This is a genomic window from Gordonia sihwensis NBRC 108236 (genome assembly GCF_000333035.1).
Classification (GTDB): Bacteria; Actinomycetota; Actinomycetes; order Mycobacteriales; family Mycobacteriaceae; genus Gordonia; species Gordonia sihwensis.
In genome coordinates this window covers 1-17,747 of sequence record NZ_BANU01000033.1, presented here as the reverse complement: position 1 = coordinate 17,747, position 17,747 = coordinate 1, and the positions used below count along the sequence as shown (strand labels likewise).

The 17,747-nt window shown below is 64.4% G+C and carries 19 protein-coding genes; 7 read left to right on the top strand and 12 right to left on the bottom strand.

Translation table 11 applies throughout. The features are described from left to right. From GSI01S_RS16430 to GSI01S_RS16410, 4 genes are all read left to right on the top strand, one after another. Entirely contained in the window at positions 1–234 is a 234-nt protein-coding gene (locus tag GSI01S_RS16430; RefSeq protein WP_006897739.1) for a hypothetical protein, read from the top strand. A gap of 1 nt (position 235) precedes the next feature. Next, a complete protein-coding gene (locus GSI01S_RS16425; RefSeq protein WP_006897738.1) occupies positions 236–676 on the top strand; it encodes a DUF4913 domain-containing protein in 441 nt (146 codons plus the stop codon). A 35-nt stretch (positions 677–711) separates the two neighbouring features. Next, positions 712–1,539, top strand: a complete 828-nt coding sequence (locus GSI01S_RS20210; RefSeq protein ID WP_006897737.1) for a hypothetical protein — start codon at positions 712–714, stop codon at positions 1,537–1,539. Positions 1,540–1,622: 83 nt separating this feature from the next. Continuing rightward, positions 1,623–2,000, top strand: a complete 378-nt coding sequence (locus GSI01S_RS16410) for a hypothetical protein (protein WP_006897736.1) — start codon at positions 1,623–1,625, stop codon at positions 1,998–2,000. A 78-nt stretch (positions 2,001–2,078) separates the two neighbouring features. Here the strand turns inward: GSI01S_RS16410 and GSI01S_RS16405 are convergent, their stop codons facing one another. Beyond that, a complete protein-coding gene (locus GSI01S_RS16405; RefSeq protein ID WP_006897735.1) occupies positions 2,079–4,097 on the bottom strand; it encodes a relaxase/mobilization nuclease domain-containing protein in 2,019 nt (672 codons plus the stop codon). Beyond that, complete coding sequence (gene mobC / locus GSI01S_RS16400) at positions 4,094–4,522, bottom strand: plasmid mobilization relaxosome protein MobC (protein WP_006897734.1); 429 nt, start codon at positions 4,520–4,522, stop codon at positions 4,094–4,096. The genes GSI01S_RS16405 and mobC overlap by 4 nt, the downstream gene beginning before the upstream one ends. Before the next feature lie 388 nt (positions 4,523–4,910). Here mobC and GSI01S_RS16395 point away from each other — a divergent pair, with 388 nt between their 5' ends. Beyond that, positions 4,911–5,273: a hypothetical protein gene (locus GSI01S_RS16395; protein ID WP_006897733.1), complete on the top strand. Its 363-nt coding sequence runs from the start codon at positions 4,911–4,913 to the stop codon at positions 5,271–5,273. A gap of 88 nt (positions 5,274–5,361) precedes the next feature. Here GSI01S_RS16395 and GSI01S_RS16390 read toward each other — a convergent pair whose 3' ends face one another. Both GSI01S_RS16390 and GSI01S_RS19605 read right to left on the bottom strand, forming a co-directional pair. After that, positions 5,362–10,761 carry a helicase-like domain-containing protein gene (locus GSI01S_RS16390; protein ID WP_157225332.1) on the bottom strand — a complete coding sequence of 1,800 codons (5,400 nt, stop codon included), beginning with the start codon at positions 10,759–10,761 and terminating at the stop codon, positions 5,362–5,364. Between the two features lie 389 nt (positions 10,762–11,150). Next, complete coding sequence (locus GSI01S_RS19605; RefSeq protein WP_006897731.1) at positions 11,151–11,684, bottom strand: hypothetical protein; 534 nt, start codon at positions 11,682–11,684, stop codon at positions 11,151–11,153. Between the two features lie 204 nt (positions 11,685–11,888). On the opposite strand from GSI01S_RS19605, the gene GSI01S_RS16380 reads away from it, so the two are divergent. Then, entirely contained in the window at positions 11,889–12,242 is a 354-nt protein-coding gene (locus tag GSI01S_RS16380) for a hypothetical protein (RefSeq protein WP_006897730.1), read from the top strand. Here the strand turns inward: GSI01S_RS16380 and GSI01S_RS19600 are convergent. The 7 genes from GSI01S_RS19600 to GSI01S_RS16345 all read right to left on the bottom strand — a co-directional run bounded on the left by GSI01S_RS19600 (position 12,239) and on the right by GSI01S_RS16345 (position 15,784). After that, positions 12,239–13,210 (bottom strand): Fic/DOC family protein, encoded by a 972-nt coding sequence (locus GSI01S_RS19600; RefSeq protein WP_006897729.1) that lies wholly within the window; start codon positions 13,208–13,210, stop codon positions 12,239–12,241. The two genes, GSI01S_RS16380 and GSI01S_RS19600, sit on opposite strands and share 4 nt — an antisense overlap. Beyond that, positions 13,207–13,455: a hypothetical protein gene (locus GSI01S_RS16370; RefSeq protein WP_006897728.1), complete on the bottom strand. Its 249-nt coding sequence runs from the start codon at positions 13,453–13,455 to the stop codon at positions 13,207–13,209. The genes GSI01S_RS19600 and GSI01S_RS16370 overlap by 4 nt, the downstream gene beginning before the upstream one ends. 75 nt (positions 13,456–13,530) lie before the next feature. Further along, entirely contained in the window at positions 13,531–13,722 is a 192-nt protein-coding gene (locus tag GSI01S_RS16365; protein WP_006897727.1) for a hypothetical protein, read from the bottom strand. Further along, complete coding sequence (locus GSI01S_RS16360; protein WP_006897726.1) at positions 13,722–14,153, bottom strand: hypothetical protein; 432 nt, start codon at positions 14,151–14,153, stop codon at positions 13,722–13,724. Before GSI01S_RS16360 ends, GSI01S_RS16365 begins: the two co-directional genes overlap by 1 nt. 21 nt (positions 14,154–14,174) lie before the next feature. After that, positions 14,175–14,867 carry a hypothetical protein gene (locus GSI01S_RS16355; protein WP_006897725.1) on the bottom strand — a complete coding sequence of 231 codons (693 nt, stop codon included), beginning with the start codon at positions 14,865–14,867 and terminating at the stop codon, positions 14,175–14,177. Positions 14,868–14,896: 29 nt separating this feature from the next. Then, positions 14,897–15,139 (bottom strand): glutaredoxin-like protein NrdH, encoded by a 243-nt coding sequence (gene nrdH / locus GSI01S_RS16350; RefSeq protein WP_006897724.1) that lies wholly within the window; start codon positions 15,137–15,139, stop codon positions 14,897–14,899. A gap of 180 nt (positions 15,140–15,319) precedes the next feature. Continuing rightward, on the bottom strand, positions 15,320–15,784 hold the full coding sequence (locus GSI01S_RS16345; protein ID WP_006897723.1) for a hypothetical protein: 465 nt from the start codon (positions 15,782–15,784) through the stop codon (positions 15,320–15,322). 468 nt (positions 15,785–16,252) lie between these two features. On the opposite strand from GSI01S_RS16345, the gene GSI01S_RS20205 reads away from it, so the two are divergent. Beyond that, positions 16,253–16,405: a hypothetical protein gene (locus GSI01S_RS20205; protein ID WP_156150526.1), complete on the top strand. Its 153-nt coding sequence runs from the start codon at positions 16,253–16,255 to the stop codon at positions 16,403–16,405. A gap of 18 nt (positions 16,406–16,423) precedes the next feature. Here GSI01S_RS20205 and GSI01S_RS16340 read toward each other — a convergent pair whose 3' ends face one another. Continuing rightward, positions 16,424–17,332, bottom strand: coding sequence for a DUF4192 family protein (locus GSI01S_RS16340; protein ID WP_039867934.1), 909 nt, complete (start codon positions 17,330–17,332; stop codon positions 16,424–16,426). Positions 17,333–17,747 lie beyond the last annotated feature (415 nt).

Here is a 17,747-nt window from a genome sequence, read left to right as displayed (position 1 = left end):
ATGGACGACGACCTAGCGAAGAAGGCGCGGAGTCTCGGTATCGATTCGTCAGTTGCACCTGCACCGTTAACCACCGTCGAAGGTGTTCCGATCGGCAAGGAACTGGTTGGCAAGGGACGACTGCTGGGGTCGTGGGAGGACATGCACCTCGACATCTGGGGGCCCCGTCAAGGCAAATCGACCTCGCGGATCATTCGGCAATCGCTCAACGAATACGCCCCGAAGGGACAGTGAGATGGACGACGACCTGTTTGGCGATGAAGAACTCGAGGACGACGAGCCGAGCGGCGCAGCTGCCGCCGAAGCTGAGCCGGAGCCCGAATTTTCTTCGGTCTATGAGTTCGTGGAAGACCACCTGTCGCTGTTGTACGCCCGCAAATGGGAGTTCGCCGGCAAGAGTCGCCTGTGGTGTCGGAGGTGGTTCGAACACGCCGAAGCAGTGTCACGACTCGAAGCAGTGTGGCGGGCCTATGAATCGCTGCGCCTTGATCCGACCCTCGGGATGAGCGTGTGGTGGCGCGACCATCTCGATCCCCACATGAACGCGTTGACGAATCCGGAAGGTCCGTTCGAGGGATGCAGTCCCGACGCTCACAACCCCCGGACGGCAGCTATGCCCTGTGACCGTATGGACGACGACTTCGTCCGAGCCGTGATGGGCGTCGACGGAGCGTAAGCGACCGGCTAGACCCACTAGAGAAGGAGCATGCAGTGCAAGACCACGACGAACTCGAGCAGGTTCTGGAGCGGACCGCAGCTAAGTTACTCGGCCACGGTGCCTCACTGATCGAAGCCCTTATGCGGCGCCTGCGCCAAAGCGCCGAAGAGCAGATGCGGCAAGAGGCAGCGCAGGACGATCCAGCACTGTCCAGCGTCGCTCGGCACACTGAGCCGGAGCTTGGTTCGGCACCCAGCCCGATCGGTGGCCTCAGTGATTCCGAACTCGACGCACAGGTGAAGGCCCGATACGGGCTGGATGTTTCGAGAATTGGCGACCGCGAACATGATCGGCAGTGGGCTGATCGGGCGGCACCGGCCGATGTGCTCGATCTGCTGCGTGCGGCAGACCGCGACGGCGACGGTTCGGCGACTGCCGCCCGGCTGCGCGACAACCTGATGGAACGCATTCGCGAGTACGGGATCGACGCAGACGCGCTGCTGTCCGAGTCGCCCGAGGCCGCAGGTGAAGCTTTGCGCGAGAACCGAGAGTCCTTTCTCGGCGAGAACGATCCCGCCATCGACCGCGATGCCGCCGAGGTGACCTCTCTGATGGGGCGCGCCCAGGCCGCCGATCGTGAAGCCGAGACTCTGAGCGCACACGCCGATGACGGCTATGCAGCGGCCGACAACGTGTCCCGCAGCGGTCAGGTCGCCGCGGGTACGACTGGCACAGGCGCGGCCACTGCGGCGACGTTGGCCGCCAAGGACCATCCGACCAACCCTCGCCGGGCCGCGGTCACCGCGGCCAAGCAGGCGCCGAAGGCCAAGCCTCCCGCCGGGCGCGGTGCCGATCGCGAACGCGGACATTCCGGCCGTTGACACCCACGAATCCGTAGATTGATACATGCGGTGGTTCCTTGGACGGTCAGCCACCCGAGCAATCTCATAGAAGGTAGGACAACATGACAGACATAGCAGCAGACGTCGTGGCCGAGCTGGAAGCCGAGGACGCGAAGGAAGCCGCCGAGCTAGCGGAGCGCCAACGTCGTCGGCGCGAGGCGCTGGTGCCAGCGATGGCTCTCTCGCGCGAGATCCTCGCCGCCCGCGAGGAGTTCCTATCCGCGGATAGGGAGCGGGTCGACCAGTTGACAGCATTGGTCAAGGCCGCACGTAAGAGCGGAGCGCCCAAGGCGCGACTCGACGAACTCATGGTGGAACCATTGGCCGGCCGTAAGCGCGCCCCGCGCAGAACCAAGCGCACCGAGCCCAAACTCGAGAGTGGCGCGCAGTCTGCGGCACCACCGGTCGGCGAGACGCCATCTCGCCCGGTAGCGGTGTAACTGCCGGCCTTATCACCCGAACACGACCCTGTGATCGCCACGTGATCACAGGGTCGTGTTCGTATGTTGCGGTCGTCTCTATCGCTCGAACCCTCGACGTCCCTCGTTCGACCGTGGTGTCGGACGAGGCCGCTCGATCGGCGGGCCTGCCGACACCTGCCGCCGAGCGGCCGGCCTCGTCCGGTTCGCCGCCGGGGACGGCGCGCGGTCAGCGAACCGGCGATCGACGGCCGCACTGGCTGCACGGATCCGCCGCGCTTGCCGCAGATGTCCTTGCGCTGCCATCGCTTCTGCGATCGCGCGACTGGCGGCGATCATCTGCCGAGTCACGGCCATCCATAGCAATGTGGTGTCGTCTCCGTTGCTCGCACCGGCGATCATCGTCGCCGCGACACGAGCGACAGCACTACGCGTTTGCGCGCGGCTTCCGGCCGCTCCGGTGCTGCGACGTTCGCTGGCGGCGCCGGAGAGTGCATCGGCCAACCGGTTCAGATCACGCGCGTCCGCACCGCCCATGTGGCGGGCCGCCGCACCGACCGCGGCGGCAGTGTCACCGGCGGCAGTGTGCCACGACTTCGACGTCCTATCTGAGACCGAGTTAACGCGTCTCTCCCAACGGTTGGCCGCCTCGGCCGCGGCCGCCGCGCGAGGACCGGCCGGCCGCGAGTCGGCGGCGTGTACGGGCGTCACGTCCGCGCGACGCCACGCCGCCGCGGCCAGCTTCTGATGGTCGGTGCCGCCGGGCCACCTCTGCCGAAGCGAGGAGAGCTTCAGTTCGTCAGCGAGGTATCCGGCCGACCTCCATGCCGGCTTACCGTCGCTGTCTGCGGCCAGACTGGGCCGGAGCGCGACACTGTAGCCGGTGACTTCGGTGGTGGAGCCGCGGGCGAACCGTGGACGAATCAACACGTCGCGGTGAGCACGGACCGCGCGCACATAATCGGCCTCGGTCGCCGACGACTGAGCCAGCGGTCGGAGGATCGAGCGCAGCCTGTCATCGACAGCCGCGAGCTGAGCGATGACAGGCTGCTCACCGCGCGGCGGTGGGGGAGGAGACGGTGCAGCATTGCGTGACGCATGTTCCCACGCCGACCTGGCATCAGCGCGTGCGTTCTTGTCGTCGATCCATCGTTCACGAAGTCGTGGCAATGACAGATCTTCACCGAGCTTCTTGCCGCCGTGCATGATCGGCTTTCCGTGCCGGTTGGCGTACTCACTCGCCGGCAGGCCGACGCTGAATCCGGTGACGGCCTTCGGGTCGGTCTTGTCATAGTGTGCAGGCCGGATAATCAATCCGTCGGCCCGCACCAGTCGCACAAACTCCGCTTCGCTCTCCGACGCGACCGCGGCCGCCCGCACGCGCCGAGCCAGTTCGGCCGAGGGAGCCTCCGGTCGGCCGGCCTTGTCCGCGTGCGCGGACTGCGCATGGGCGGTGCCGCGGGTAGGCATGTCTCGGCCACCGGACAGAACTTCCAGACCGTGCTTGGCTTCGAGTGCGCGGCACACACGCTGTGCGCGCGGCCAGTCGCCTTCCTTGCGGTCGCTACGTTCCGGGTGTGGACGGAACAGTTGCACGACCGACCCGTCATCACGCACACGTGATGCTGCGATGTGCACGTGATCGCCACCGTTCTTCGTTACCCCGTGACGGATCGCCACCCAGCGAGCCTGTGCGTGATCCGGGTCGTCGAAGCCCATTTCTTCCATGAACTCGTGGACGATGCTCGACCACTGGGCATCGTCGAGTGCCCCGGCTTCCGGAGGTAGCGACAGCGAACAGTGCCACACATTCTCATCGATGCTGGCCTCAGCCAGCGCTGCACGCCCGCCCAGGCCACGTTCACGGGCGGCCGCGAGCTTCCTGTTGTCGCGCCGCACAACTTCGGCGCCGAACACCACTCGAGCCTCATCGAGGGTCGCCGCGAGATTGTGAACGTGCTCGGCATCGAGCACAGCTCCAGCGCCTCCGGCATAGAACACTTCGGAGGAACTGGCGGCGAGCACGTGCTGGTTCTCATGTTCGTTCGCTTTACCCGGGCCGGCGAGATACGAGACCAGACCGTACATCCGTGCGCCGGATGAGATCGCCGGGATCACTCGCCGATCCTCGTCGAGGGATCGTTGAAGACCTCGTTGAATGCGGCGGTGATCCGGGAGAGCGCGCGATCGACACCTGCACACGCCGCGGCGAACTCTGCCGGAATCTCAGCCTCGGAGTTCGCCTGTCGAGCGATCTGATTGAGATTGACGCCGATGCCAGCGATCAAGTTGCGCATGTCCACAGCCTGCTGCCAGGCCGCAACCTTCTCTTCCCGTCCTACTGGCACGGCCGCAACAGGTGACAAGGTTCGCGCAACCATCAGTCGTTGAACACTGACGCCGGCGTCGTCGGCGGCAGCACGTAGTCGCTGCTGCTCTACGGCAGTGACTTTCACTTCGATCTTGTTGGTGCGACCACCGACCACGTTGCGCCGACGCCGGCGGAGGAACGCGCGCGAAGCGTTCGGGTCCTGCTCATTCATGAGCCCCGCCTCCCTGGCCTCCGGCCACCGAGCCCAGCGCAGCGATCCCCTCCGGGGAACCCCGCCGACATCAACGATTCGGTCTCAGCGTACCGGCGAAAGCAAAGGTACGCAACGTTTAGGCATGCCTAAACAATAGCTTGCTCCGCGCTCCGCGTGGTAGATTGCGAACGGAGCGCAGCGGAGTGGAAAGCAGAGCCCGACCGCAGGGAGGCCCGTTCGGCGCGCGTGGACCGCACGATTCGCTGCTTCCAGGCCTGGGACGGGCTGGGGAGAAGATGTGGGTCCTGGGCTGACTGCCCGGGCTCAGCCAGACGAAGTCGAGGTCGAGAGGAACAGATGTCATCGCGTGCCGATACGGTGACAGCCGAAGAGACAGGAGTCGATCATGAGCGCACCGTTCCCGCCGCCGCATCAGCCGACGAGGCGGCGGCCCAGTGTGGCCGTGTGGCTGCTGAAGGCACTCGGTCTCGGCATCGTGTTCTATTTGTTCATCGGGCTGACGGCTGGACTCATGGTCCAGCACGAGCTGTCAGGTACACAGATGCTCGTCGTCGTCATCACGTTGTCGTGGCTCGTGACGATTGCTTTCGTCGCGCGGTTCATCATCAACCGGCGACGGCTTGCTGTCTGGCGGCGAGCGCAGGCCCAGCAACATCAACAGTGGGTGATGGCCATGCAGCAGGCCGAGTGGCACGGCCGGCGGCAGGCAGCGTACGACGCCGAGTACCGGCGACAGATTCAGCGTTGAAGATCGTCGGCCGGCACGTAGTCGGGGAGTGAAGACGATGGAGGCGGTCACCCTGTGCAGGGTGACCGCCTCCATCTGGTGGGTAGCTCTACAGTTCCAGTCCCGGTTCGCGCGGTTGGGTTGAACGGTTGGGACTAGCGTCGCGTGTGCTCTGCGTTGGTGGTTGGGGTCTGGAGTTCACCGGGCCGATCGGTTTGAGACCGCGGCGGGCGACATTCGCGGCGATCTCGGACGGGGTGAGTTCTCTGCCGTCAGGAGCGTGGGTGCGGTGCCATTCCGCTGATCGGCGAGCTTCGCCAATCTGCACTGCTGCTCGGTACCTATCGACCGAGTCGCATGGCGACTCCTCGAGCATCTGCTTGGTGGGGTTCCATTGCAGACTCCATCCGGGTTCTCGCCCGCTGCTGGCCAGGCGAAGCTGGGCAGCCTCGCGGCGCGCTCGTTCCTCTGGCGAGTTCTGTGCCGCTTCGATCGCCATCTTGATCTGTTGCAGCTCGACACGAAGTCCGGTCAGCCGATCCGCATCGGGGAAGACTCCGTCGGCGCGTACCGCGGCCAGATCCTTGTCGCTAATCGCCCGCTCCAAGTCGTGCTGGAGTCGTTGAGGCCGGGTCGCGATGACGGCGTAAGCATTCTCCACTCGAGTCAAGATTCCGCTCGCGGTAGCTGACAGGGAGGTCGACTTGAGTGTGCTGTCGGCGTCGAGGTTCCGCATCCAGATCGGCTCGTCGAGTGCACCGCCGAACAGCCGCAAGTGGATATCTTCGCCATCGGCCGGCCGCGACATTTGTAGCTGCACACCGCTGGGGAACTCAGCGATCGATTTGTAGTGGCCGGCGCCCATTCCTTTCAGACCCATCCAGCGGAAGCGGATCGCTTCGAGTAACGCCTCACCTCGTTCAGGGCGTTCTGGATGCGCCGCGGGTTCGCCAGCCCCAAGGACGGTGAGGGGTCGCCCTGCTGCGTCCCAGTCCGGTATCGACTCCGCTAGGGGTGTGACGACCTTGATGCTCGCCGACAGCGCGGGGATCTTCTTCTCGAGGGTGCGAAGGTCGAAGCGCGCTTGGTTCTGAGCGTCCCGGAAAGTGTTCTCGAGTGCAGTGAGGCGGTCGACGTCGTTCTGCAACTCGACCATTCGCATGAACCGCTCGTCACCGGTGGCCGCGGCCTTCGTGGCCGCGGCGGCCTCGGTCAGGGATTGCTCCTCGATGTCGGCGACGTCCGCGGTGTTGTCGATCAGCCCTTGCTTGTACTGGCTGATGAACGCTGCCTTCGCCTCCACCTTGCCCCACATGATTGTGTCGGTGGTTCCAGCTGTGGCGTAGCTGTAGATCTCGACCTCATCGTTCTGGTTTCCCTGGCGGATGATGCGCCCCTCGCGCTGTTCCAGGTCCGCTGGGCGCCACGGCACGTCCATGTGGTGGAGGGCAACGAGGCGGCGCTGAACGTTCATTCCGGTTCCCATGCGCTCGGTGGACCCGATGAGAACGCGCACACGGCCAGCAAGGCAGTCGTCGAAAAGCTGGTTCCGCTGGGCCGGTGTGACGGCGTCGTGGATGAAGCGGATCTGCTCGGCCGGCACACCGCGCTGCTCCAGCTCGCCGCGGACCGCGTCATACACCGACCACTGTCCACCGGGCTTCGGAGTACCGCGGTCGCAGAAGACGACTTGCAGTGATCCCGGGATCGGTGAGGGCTGACCCGCTCCGTCGTTGTAGACGCGCTCGTTGTCTCGATGGTGGATCGCCGCAACAGTCTCAGCGACTGCTTCCGCGCGAGTTCGGCCATCTTCGGATGGGGTGAGTCCGACCAGTCTGGGGTCGAGAGCGACATTGCGTCCGTCGTTGAGCACCTTGAGCGGGTTGTCGAGCCGCGGATCATCGGGCATGTGATCGCTGCGGTACTCGAGGTCGGTGATGAAGTCGCGGACTTCCTGGCCGGGTTCGGTGAGGATCATCTTGCGGGCGCCGAACTTAGGAAGGTTTGCCGGCACCTGGTCGCGCACGACGACATCGGAGAATACTGCGGAGAGTGCATACATCGACTGGACGTTGCTGAACGAGTTGACGCTGGAGACCACGCGGAGCTGTGTTCCAGTTGCGTTGGTGACAGTCTGCGAGGTGGTCTTGGTGAACATCGCAGACCAGTCGTTGACTGATGCGACGCCGGCTGATGCGAGAATGTCCGGTCGCATATAGGACTGCATCACCCACGCCTCAGCGAGGCTGTTGGCGATCGGTGTACCGGTAGCGAAGGTCGCCACCTTCTCTTGACCGGGGACGAGCCATCGTCCCTCAGCGAGGGCTTTGTGTCGCGCTCGCTCCCGTAGCAGGTCGAGCTTCATCGCTAGGTCTTCGGCCTTTGCCGATCCTACGTGCGCCAGTGAGTCAATCGACGCGACCCGCTGGCGGTTCTTGTACCCGTGTGCCTCATCAACGATCAGGTAGTCGCATCCCGACTGCTCGAACCGAACACCATCGTCGAGTTTGAGGGTCTGCAACTTCGCTATGCGCTTCTCGAGAGTCTTCTTCGCCTGCTCGATCCGTTTGATCGTCGCGGTCGATCCGCTGCCGAGCTTCTGGTCCAGTTCGATGCCGAGTTCGACGAGTTGGCGTTCGAGGTGGTTACGTCTGCGGTCCGGATGAACATTGATCCTCTCGAACACACTCGCGGGGATGATGACCAGATCCCATTCCTTGACCGCGGTCTGCGCAACGAACTGCCGGCGATCTTCGTCAGTCATTCCGCGGCGGCCTGCGAGTATCTGCGCTGCCGGGTACCACTGCTTGGACTCGCGCGTCATTTGCTCGATCAGATGGGTCGGGACCACGAGCCACGGCTGTGAGACGAGACCACGACGTTTGAGCTCCATCGCCCCCATGAGCATCGATCCCGTTTTGCCGGCGCCGACAACGTGATCGAGGAGCACCGTCGGCTCGGCGATCATGCGTGCGACTGCCGCCCGTTGGTAGGGGTGGGGCTCGAAGTCGGGGGACAGTCCCGGCAGCGTCAGGTGCGAACCGTCGTACGCGGGCGGGACGAAGGAATTGAAGCGGTCGTTGAACTCGCGCAACAGCCTCGTGCTGCGCTCTGGGTCTGACCAGACCCAGCGACCGAACTCAGCCGCGATCTTCTCTGCTTGCACCTGTGCTCGGATCGTTGCTTCCTGATCCACCAGTGGCGCGCCGGCCTCGATCTCCGATTGCGGGTTGCTGACTTTGATCGGCTCCTGGTTCAGGAGCTTCTGGAACAGCTGGCCTGCGTTGAGCGACTTGCGCGAGTCCCGGCTTTCCGCACCGAACTCGCTCTCGTAGCGGGCGCGGTCTGATCGATACGGGCTCCCGGTAACTACCCAGCTACCTGCCGCACGCTCAACGGTGGTGTCGCTCGGGCCTCCGAGAGCCTCGACGATGAACTGCCTGTAGTCCTCGAGGGATACCCACGTCACTCCTGGCTGCACTTGGCCGATGTCGGTAGCAGCGAGGTCATTCGGGATGACTTCGGCGACCGCGGCGGCGGCGCGAGTGTATTCGCCGGCAAGCACTGTGTCTTCGGCCGCCGAGGCTAGTTCTGTCAATCGTGTATGACGCTGGCGTACGTTGCCGGTGAGCAGATGCTCGGCCGGAATGAGATCCCCTGTGCCGTCAGGCGAGATGAATACCGTGTCGCCGAGGGCGGTACGAATCTCGTCGTGGTCCTGCAGACCCAGGAGCTCGCCAATCCGTTCAAGGTCGACCCGCCCCTTCTCCGCCATCGTGATCGCGACGGCGTCTGCGGAGGACTCGGCATGTTCGGCGCGTTCGGGTGCGACAACGACATCGCGTACGAAGATGTCCGCCTTGCGCGCGCTTTGGTCATCCTCGTTGAAGTTTTCCAGAGACAGCACTACCGATAGACCTGGGTCGCGTCGCAGCTTTTCCAGATGTGGTTGTCGCACGCTTACCGAGGTCGGGGCCCATGCTTCTTCTGTGAGCGCAGCGAGCGTGTCCTCGGGCAGCTCGCCCTGCCACGGCCGGCCGTTAGTCTCAGGGTTGGCCACCCGCCACTTCTGCACTCGCGTTGCGAGCCGTTCGGCGGCTTCCTCTGGTGTCCGCGCTCGGCCGCCGTGAACTGCGAAGCGGTTGATCGGACCGTACGCGGAGTGGTACGCGTCGTAGACTGCATTTAGTTCGTTGCGAAGCTGCGCCTTACGATCCGGGTTGCTCGCCTCCGAAGTCTGTTCAGCGATCAGTTCGGTTCCAAGATCCCGGAGACGTAGCAGGTGCCGCGCTTCCTTCATCCGGGACTTGGGCATGGTGAGTTCTTGCCACTGGCCACTGAAATCCGCCGACTCGAATACGTTGCGCTCGACGTCATAGCGGATATGACCGGGAGTGACCTGATCGGCATACAGAGTCGCCGGCGTCCCGAGACCAGTAGCGAACTTGTGAATCTGATCTTCCGTTCGTGGCCGCGGGCTGTGTCCGGCGCCCTGCCGTAGCGCGCGATCGACGACGTCTGTGAGCGCCTCTCGGACCTGATCGGCCAGCGGTCGGTCGGCGTCGCGGCCGCTGACAGTCAGCGACCCGTCACGGTAGAGGCCGCGGCCGACCGAGAGCGTGCCAAGCACGTGCTCGCGATGCTCGGGCTCAGTGAAGTAGGCGTTGATCCGCACCGATTCCAGGCCTCCGTCGGCCGCAGGAACGTCCACCTCGGTGGTGTCGATCCATGCAGGCTTGTCCCACTTCGGTCGAGGACTGTCCAGCCGGCGGAACATCAGGATGTCAGTGACTACCGAGGTGCCGGCGACGTCTTTGAAGGCGTCAGTCGGCAGCCTGACCGCGCCTACGAGGTCGGCCAGCTCAGCGAGCGCCTCACGGGAACGCCGATTCTGCGCGTCAAGCGTTCCGGCAGTAGTGATGGCCATGACCCACCCGCCAGGCTCTGTCAGGTGCAAGCTCTTGATCAGGAATGCGTTATGGATCGAGTGGTTGTGCGGGTTCCACACTGGGTCGGGGACCGAGAACTTCCCGAACGGCACGTTGCCGATCACCGCATCGAAGCTCCGCTCAGGGACGTTGGTGACCTCGAAACCTTCAAGACGGATCTGCGCATGGGGATTGAGCAAGTGCGCTACCTCAGCGGTCACTGGGTCTTTCTCGACGCCGACCATGACCGCGTCTTCGGGTGCGAGCGCGATGAACGTACCCGATCCGGCGCCGGGTTCGAGGACTCGGCCAGACTCGAATCCAGCCCTCTGCAGCGCATCCCACATGACTTGGGCGATTGCAGGGTCGGTGTAGTGAGCGTTGAGCGTGGAAGCACGGGCATCTGCCCACTCGTCGGGTCCAAGCAGCTCGCGTAGCCGGGCTCGGTCCGCGGCCCATTCGCCTCTTGATTCGTCGAAGATCTCCGGAATCGCGCCCCATCCTGACCATTGAGCGAGGACGTCCTGCTCAGCAGGCGTCGCTGGTCGCTGTTCCTCACGGCAGGTGCGGACGATCTGCACCGCGGCGATGTTGGCACGCGCGCGAGCTTTCGCTCCGGTGGGTACGAGTTGGTGACCTGGATGCACGAACCTTGCCGCAGCGGGTCGAGACGAGTGCTCCGTCGTGACCGGTGAGGCTGTCGATGAGCGAGTGTCCTGGTCGTGATCGGCGCGGGCCTCGTCGAGTGGAGCAGGATCCGGTTCTAACCCGGCCACAGTCGTGTCGGCGTCAACAGCGACCATGCTTCCGTCGGGCCGCCGGGCCATCTCGACCTTCCGCGTCGACCACTGGGACATCGGCACGCCAGGCTCGTCCTGATCGACTGTAGGCAGTGTCCTCCCGTCGGCCGGTGGCAAAACGGTGCCGCCAGGGTCGGCCAGCGCCGGATTACTCGGGGCGCGGTAGTCGTCTAGGTCGAAGATTGAGAGCTGATTGTCATCAGTACGCGATCGACCTCGTCCGCGACGTCGCCCGCGAGAGCGTCCTGCGGACTGCTGGGCACCGGCAGGTGGTCGAGCCTCCGCGCTTCGAGCAGATCCGCCGCCCACACCCGGAACCGAACCGTCCGGTCCGGCCACAGTAGATCGGCCAACTCCTGCATCTGCTCGCTCGGTTCGAGGGTCTCGTCGAGCCACCAATTCGTCGTGCGCGACTGTTGCAGCTCCGGCTCCGGCTCCTCCCGATCCGTTGGCATCTCGGTCAACTGGGCCAGAAACACTTCCTCGCCCATCATCCGAGCCCGCTTGTGCAGCTTCTGCAACTCCGGGAACGTCGGCTGCCTGCCGGGGTGGTCCCGCCTCCACTGTGCGTTCAGCAGGTGCGTGTGCTCGGTGATCAGAGTCGCGATCTGCACTTCGGCGGCCTCGAGCTCCTGCTCGATCTTGTCCGTCGGCATCTCCTGCTCGATCAGCTGTCCCCGCAGTGTCTCGAGTGCGTTCAACATCGTGCCTACCTCCTAGTTCGTCCCTGGCTGCCAGGTCCGGGCGTGTTTCATCCATCGGGGTGGTCCCCTTCTACTTCGACCGTCCAAATCGTTGCGGGAACCACCTTCTCACCTCCCGGAGGCAGAGCTGGGTACCACGTACCGTAGTCGGACACCAATTCGCCCGTCAATAGGCTATTGACAGATGTGGGCGGGAGGTCTTCGATGAACGTCATGGGCGAGATCATCGTGGAGCGGGCCGGCGACGGCTGGTTCGTCGTCGGAGTGGGGCGTGTTTCACTACGTCAGGTGCGGATGCTCGCTGAGGAATCGGGGAGGTCGATTCGGTGGCCTGCGGACCTTGCTCGGCTGGTCGGCGACGTCGAAGCCGCCGACACCGCACTCAAGGCCGCGAATAGGGAGTCGGTGCGGTCCAGATTGGCGCTGGCGCAGTTCATGCGGAACCAGGGAATATCGCTGCCGGAGATTGGGGCCACGCTCGGGGTAAGCCGCCAGCGTGTGCATGCGCTGTTGAACGATCATGGCGAAGAGAGGAGCGGCTTAGAGAGCGGGGACTAGCGCTCAGGGGATGATGAGTGCCGCCAGCCAGATCGTTCGGAACTTCCTGTCGGCCGGGAGCTCGGTATCGGGTTGCTCCGCGATGATTGGGTCGTAGGAGACGTACGGCTGGTGCCACGCGACGCAAGTCGGGCGGCGCGTTCAGCAGCACTTTGCGGCCGCTGAGCGGCTGCGTAGTCCTTGATGAAGGTGTATCCGTTTCGACCGTTGTCTGCCGTTGCCTCCTCGGCGTACCCGAACATCGCTAAGTAGATGTCTTCGACTGACTTCTTGTCGCGCGCGTACTCGACTTGCATTAGTTCGCCGAGTGATCCAACCGCTGCGGGGTCGCCGAACCCGACGAGACCGCGATCAAGTTGGGCCGCGAGGTAGGTCGGGTCGTTGAACACGAGACTGACGTGGCGAGCAGCGTGGACCGCTCCGGCGTCGACCTTGTTCCAGTCGATGTCCCAGCCGGCGTCGCGTAGGTACTCATTGAAGAACACGCGCTGGGAGCGGGAGTTTCCGTCGACGAAAGGATGCAGGTAGGTCATCTGCGACCAGTGATGTGCTGCTGTTTCGAGCGCCTGCTGGGCTGGGGTGTCGAGGTCCGGGCGATCCAAGGCAATATCGGATTCCAACAGGGGAAGGTGCTGACGCATAACTTCAGGTGGTGCATGCTTGATCCCCATTGCGAATGTGTGCTGCCCGGCCACACGCAGTTGTCCACTCCAGTCGTAGACATCCTGGAGGATGTAGGCGTGAATGGCCTGGAGGTAGCTGACGTCGAAGCGTCGGGCTTCGAGTGCAGTCAGAACCTCTGGACGCAGCCCGGGATCGTAGTCATCGCGGTCGAGGTAGTCGTAGGAGTCGAGTTCGATGATCCGCTTCGCTGCTGCGAGGCGTTCGACTGCCTCGAGTTCTTCAACAGTCGAGGCCCCGACCTTATTGGCCGGGACCTCGATGTCGTTGGGGTCTTCTGTGCTCACTCGGCTTTGGCCTGACGTGTCTGAGCGGTGCGCTGTCGGGTCTCCGACAAGATGCGGTCGCGCTCTTCTGCGAAGGTCGTTTCCCCGCTGCGCATCCTGCGCAGGGCGTCGAAGTCCTCAGTGGTCAGCGGCATGCCGGCCATCGTTGAGGCTGCGGAAGCACTGGCGCTGTACCACTCCTCCGGCAGTGCTGCTGCCCGAGCACGGCACTCCTGCACGCTGAGTACACGCTTCTTCGTGGTCATGGCTCCCCCTTCGTTTGGGTGTCCAGTATATGTCGGGCTTGAAACCATAGCCGGGTCCTCTTCTCGTCGGTCTTGTCAGAACAGTGCGATCTGATGTTCTTGGGCTCGGTCAGTCGCGCGCTGGTCGCTGGCTGCGGCCATGAGTTTGGCGGTCGCGGTGGTGACGCCGAGGGCCTGCGCCACGAGGGACCAGGACCGTCCCTCGTGGCGCAGGCGCGCGGCGTCGTCCTCGTCCTGGATCTGTTGTGAGGTCGTTGGGGTGGCCATTACTGGTCTCCTTCGTCCTCGTACCAGGAGTCGGGGAGTTCGTTGGCGTGCAGGAGGAAGGCTTCTCGGCGGCCGGCGACAGTGGTGGTGAGGTCGGTGAGCGCGTAGAGGCTGGCGTCGGCGGTTCCGCTGATCTCGTGTGCTTCGGCGGCCCGGTCGGTCCAGATGTCGAGGCAGTCGTCGCAGCGGCGGTGTGCGAGGTTGCCGGCGTTGGTCCACACGGGGTCGGGGTGGCCGGCGCACGTGATGCGGACCATGAAGTCGGCGCGGTTGACCGGGTGCCGGCGGACTGTGACCCGGCCGGACGGCTCGGTGTGGAGGTCGGCGGCGGGGCTGCGGTCGGTGATCGGTCCGTGCAGCAGGAGGTAGGGGACATGCAGCTGCTGCCGTGGATGGTGTTCGGTGATGTGGTCGAGGTGGCGGGCGTTCATCGGTCTTCTCCTTCTGCTGGATCAGAGCTTGGCGAGGGCGTCGGTGACGGCGAACCGGCGGCGTTCGGCTGCTTGCTGGTGGTTGGTGAGGGTGGTCCAGTGGCCGGCGAGGTCGTCGGTGTCGGCGTCCTCGAGCGCGATCTGCATTCGGGCGAGGAGTGCGGTGTAGCCGCGGCGGTAGTAGGCGTCGACGATGCCGCGGCTGAGGTACGGGACGTCGCTGCCGCCGGGGAGTGGGCCGTGGCCGGTGGGTGCAGCGATGGTGATGAGGGTTTGGCGGGCGGCGCGGTCCGTGGTGCCGATGCGGGTCATGAGGATCTGCGGGGTGACGGGCGCGCCTTCGTCGACGAGCTCGACGACAGTCCGGAAGATCCGGCCGTGGATCGGGCTGAGAAACAACGGATGATTCATCGGGATTCGGTCGGCCGGGTAGCCGCCGGTGCTGTCGCGGTGCTGGTGGTCGCCGACGAGGGCGTGGATGGCGGCCGCGGTGGCCGGCGACCAGATGAGGGAGGTAAGGAAGTCGAGTTCGGCGTGGATCTGGGCGTCGATGTCGTCGAGGTCAGTGGGGAGGCCGACGAGGGTGTCGGTGGCGTCGTGGACGGTCTCGAGTGCGGGATGCTCCAGGGTCGCGGTCATGTCGTCGTCTTCCTCGTTGGTGGTGGCCGGCACGGTGTCGGCGGGCTGGTGCGCGTCGTGGTCGGTGCCGGTCATGGTGTGGTCCCTTCTGGCCTTGCGGTGGGTTATGCGGCGGCGAGCTGCTTGATGCGGTCGGGGCGGAACCCTGACCAGTGGTCGTCTCCGGCGACGACGACGGGGGCTTGGAGGTAGCCGAGTGAAAGGACGTAGTCGCGGGCGTCGTCGTTGGTGGAGATGTCGACGGCAACGTAGGTTATTCCGGCCTTGTCGAGAGCTTTGTAGGTGGCGTTGCATTGCACGCATGCGGGCTTTGTGTAGACGGTGATGGTAGGGGTCTCTGTGCTCATTGTTTCGTATCCTGATCTAGTGCGAGTCGAGCCGTGTTCGTTTCTTTCATCATAATCGAGTACGCGCGATATTGCTAGGCTTATTCGAGTATTTTAGGCAACGATTATATGTCGATTCGTCGGGCGGTTACTTTGTTTTCTTCGACGTCGTACTTCGCCTTCTTCTTGGGGTGTTTGGGGCTATTCGTTGGTGGTGGGTGCGGGTTGCCAGGTGCCGCTGCGGAGGCCCTGTAGGTGGTCGTCGTGGCTGGCGTATTCGTCGGCGAGGGTGGCGAGGACGGTCCAGGATTGCAGTCGGGAGAGGTGGTGTTGCCACCAGGTCCAGCGGGTCGGCGGGTTGTGGGGGTCGATGCTGGTGGGGTGGAGTTTCTGGGCGCGGTTGACGGCGAGCTGTTCGATGATGCGTGCATGGTGTTCGTTGACGGCGGCTGCGCGGGTGGCGGCGGTGATGACGTCGTCGTCGTGGCCGGTGAGGTTGTTGGCGGCGGTCCAGAAGATTCCGGTGTAGGTGCTGGCGAGGTCGTTGGGGATGACGGCCGGGGCATACATGGTGGTGTCCTTTTCGGTTAGCGATCGGCGCAGGCCGCGCGGCATATTGTTGTCGATTTCGATCGTTTCTTGCGCGGTGGTGGTTCGCTGGGTCATGAGGGTTATTCCTGACTGTTGGTGGGTGGGGATTTGTTGTTGCCGGCCATCGTTTACTGAGTGATCGGAACGCAAGGGTGTGAGCGAAAGAATGTCCGCGAAATAAGCGAACGTATGTGAGCGCGTGGATATTGTTTCGAGCCTGTAGGGCCGACGAGCGTAGCGAGGAGTCAGGCCCTTGCGTGGAGTGAGCGAAGTGAAAAGAATTGGCCTCACAACAAACCCCGTCGCTCGCGTGGGGTTGGCAAGGGGCCGCACCGGCGAAGCCGGTTCGTTCCGATGGGTGAGGTGACGCTAGTCGCCGGCATCGGACGGGCCGTCTCGGACGCCGGAGGCGTCAGGAACGGGCAGACGTGGCGCGGGTCCGGCAGGGATTACCGGCTGCCGCTGGCGTGCGGCGCGTCCGGTGCGGGCGCCTGCCCCTCGATGGGGCGGCGTCGCTGTGGGGTGCGGACGTAGGGTGGATTCATGATGTCTGAGGTAGAGGTCGCGGTCGCGTCTGTTCCAGCGGTGTTCGCTGGCGCCTTCGGTTCGGCGGCGTCGGGTGTGGTGGGCGTCGATGTGTCGTGGGCGTCGCGCGGTGTGGACGGCGATGCCGGTGGTCAGGCCGTTTTGGTCTGACCACCGGCTCACTGCTGCCTAGTCGGTGGCGGCGATGGCCTCGGCGAGGATCTCCGGCGGGATCCCGCTCTCAAGGACGCGGGTGAGGATCATGCCGATGCCGAGCAAGTCACCGTCTGCGGCGGTTCTGGCTGCGTCAAGGAGCATTCGGGCTTTACCTCCGTTGCCGGTGAGGTAGATCGCAGCGGCTGCTGCGGTGAGCAGGTGTGCGCGGTCCTGTCCTCGGAGGTGCCGGGCCAGCTCGATGAGGGCCTCGGCGGCGGCGCCACGTTCGCTGAGGGCCAGACGAAGGATTGCGTCGCGGAACCCTCCCATGCGCGAGTAGGTCGCAAGGCTCTTAGCGAGTTCGTCCGGTGCGACCTCGGTCGGCGTGCCATGTGTGATCACGGTGCTGAGTTCGTCGAGTGCTCGGCTGGCGGTGATGCGGGCGTAGTCGTCGCCGGTGTATTCGGCGACGGTGCGCTCGATGTCGGCGACGAGCGTCTCGCGGCTGTCGGTGGGCGCTCCTCCGGTCAGTCGGCTGTAGAGTCCGGCGGTCGACGCGTCGGGATCGTCGACGAGTCCGGTGTCCTTGGTGTCGAGGTTGGTCCAGCGGGCTCCGTACTGGATGACGGGCGCGTGCAGTCGGCGGACGACTGCGATGCCGTGGGCCGCGTAGACGGTGGTGGCCTGGGCGGCGAGCTGCTCAACGTCGGCCGCGTCGAGTTCTTCGGAGACGATGACGACGATCGCGGACTGGGCATCGAGACTCTCGCCGACTGCGCCGACATTGTGCAGCTTGTTGTCCGCAATGTCATGGCGGGCGGTGAAGGCCATCTGCTGGTCGTTCGTGAGCATTATGGTGACGATGGATTCGCGCGGTGCGAAGCCGATGACTCCGGCTGCGGAGGTGACGATGTCGGTGTCGGTGCTGATCTTGATAGCCATGATGGTTGGCCTTTCATCGTTGGTCGGCACAGGTCCTGTGTGCCGCTCTGTCTGACGGTGGTCGGTGTGGTGGCGCTGGCGGCGGCGCGCGAGGACGCCGCCGACTTTTCGTTGCGGTGTCGGTGGGCTGATTCATGGCGATACCTTCCAAACTGTTGATGTGGCGGCTTTGTGTTGTTACCGGCCATCGTTTTAGCGAGGAGTGGAGCGGAAAGGGATGAGCGGAAAGAATGTCCGCGAAATAAGGGAGCGCAGCGACCGCGTGGACATTGTTTTCGAGCCCGTAGGGCCGGAGGGAGCGCAGCGACCGGAGTCACGCCCTTGTAGCGCAGCGACGAGTTAAAAAGAATGGTGGGAACAACACAAACACCGAGCGCTTTTCTCGGTGTGAGGCACCGCGTAGCGGTTCATTCCC

Excerpts from the sequence above, each read along its gene's own strand:
- GSI01S_RS16345 (WP_006897723.1), bottom strand. The coding sequence starts at position 15,784 with ATGACCCAGCGAACCACCACCGCGCAAGAAACGATCGAAATCGACAAC.
- GSI01S_RS19605 (WP_006897731.1), bottom strand. The coding sequence starts at position 11,684 with ATGTTGAACGCACTCGAGACACTGCGGGGACAGCTGATCGAGCAGGAG.
- GSI01S_RS16425 (WP_006897738.1), top strand. The coding sequence starts at position 236 with ATGGACGACGACCTGTTTGGCGATGAAGAACTCGAGGACGACGAGCCG.
- GSI01S_RS16370 (WP_006897728.1), bottom strand. The coding sequence starts at position 13,455 with ATGACCACGAAGAAGCGTGTACTCAGCGTGCAGGAGTGCCGTGCTCGG.
- GSI01S_RS16380 (WP_006897730.1), top strand. The coding sequence starts at position 11,889 with ATGAACGTCATGGGCGAGATCATCGTGGAGCGGGCCGGCGACGGCTGG.
- GSI01S_RS16395 (WP_006897733.1), top strand. The coding sequence starts at position 4,911 with ATGAGCGCACCGTTCCCGCCGCCGCATCAGCCGACGAGGCGGCGGCCC.
- mobC (WP_006897734.1), bottom strand. The coding sequence starts at position 4,522 with ATGAATGAGCAGGACCCGAACGCTTCGCGCGCGTTCCTCCGCCGGCGT.
- GSI01S_RS16430 (WP_006897739.1), top strand. The coding sequence starts at position 1 with ATGGACGACGACCTAGCGAAGAAGGCGCGGAGTCTCGGTATCGATTCG.
- GSI01S_RS16410 (WP_006897736.1), top strand. The coding sequence starts at position 1,623 with ATGACAGACATAGCAGCAGACGTCGTGGCCGAGCTGGAAGCCGAGGAC.
- GSI01S_RS16355 (WP_006897725.1), bottom strand. The coding sequence starts at position 14,867 with ATGACCGGCACCGACCACGACGCGCACCAGCCCGCCGACACCGTGCCG.
- GSI01S_RS20205 (WP_156150526.1), top strand. The coding sequence starts at position 16,253 with ATGATGTCTGAGGTAGAGGTCGCGGTCGCGTCTGTTCCAGCGGTGTTC.
- GSI01S_RS16365 (WP_006897727.1), bottom strand. The coding sequence starts at position 13,722 with ATGGCCACCCCAACGACCTCACAACAGATCCAGGACGAGGACGACGCC.
- GSI01S_RS16340 (WP_039867934.1), bottom strand. The coding sequence starts at position 17,332 with ATGGCTATCAAGATCAGCACCGACACCGACATCGTCACCTCCGCAGCC.
- nrdH (WP_006897724.1), bottom strand. The coding sequence starts at position 15,139 with ATGAGCACAGAGACCCCTACCATCACCGTCTACACAAAGCCCGCATGC.
- GSI01S_RS16360 (WP_006897726.1), bottom strand. The coding sequence starts at position 14,153 with ATGAACGCCCGCCACCTCGACCACATCACCGAACACCATCCACGGCAG.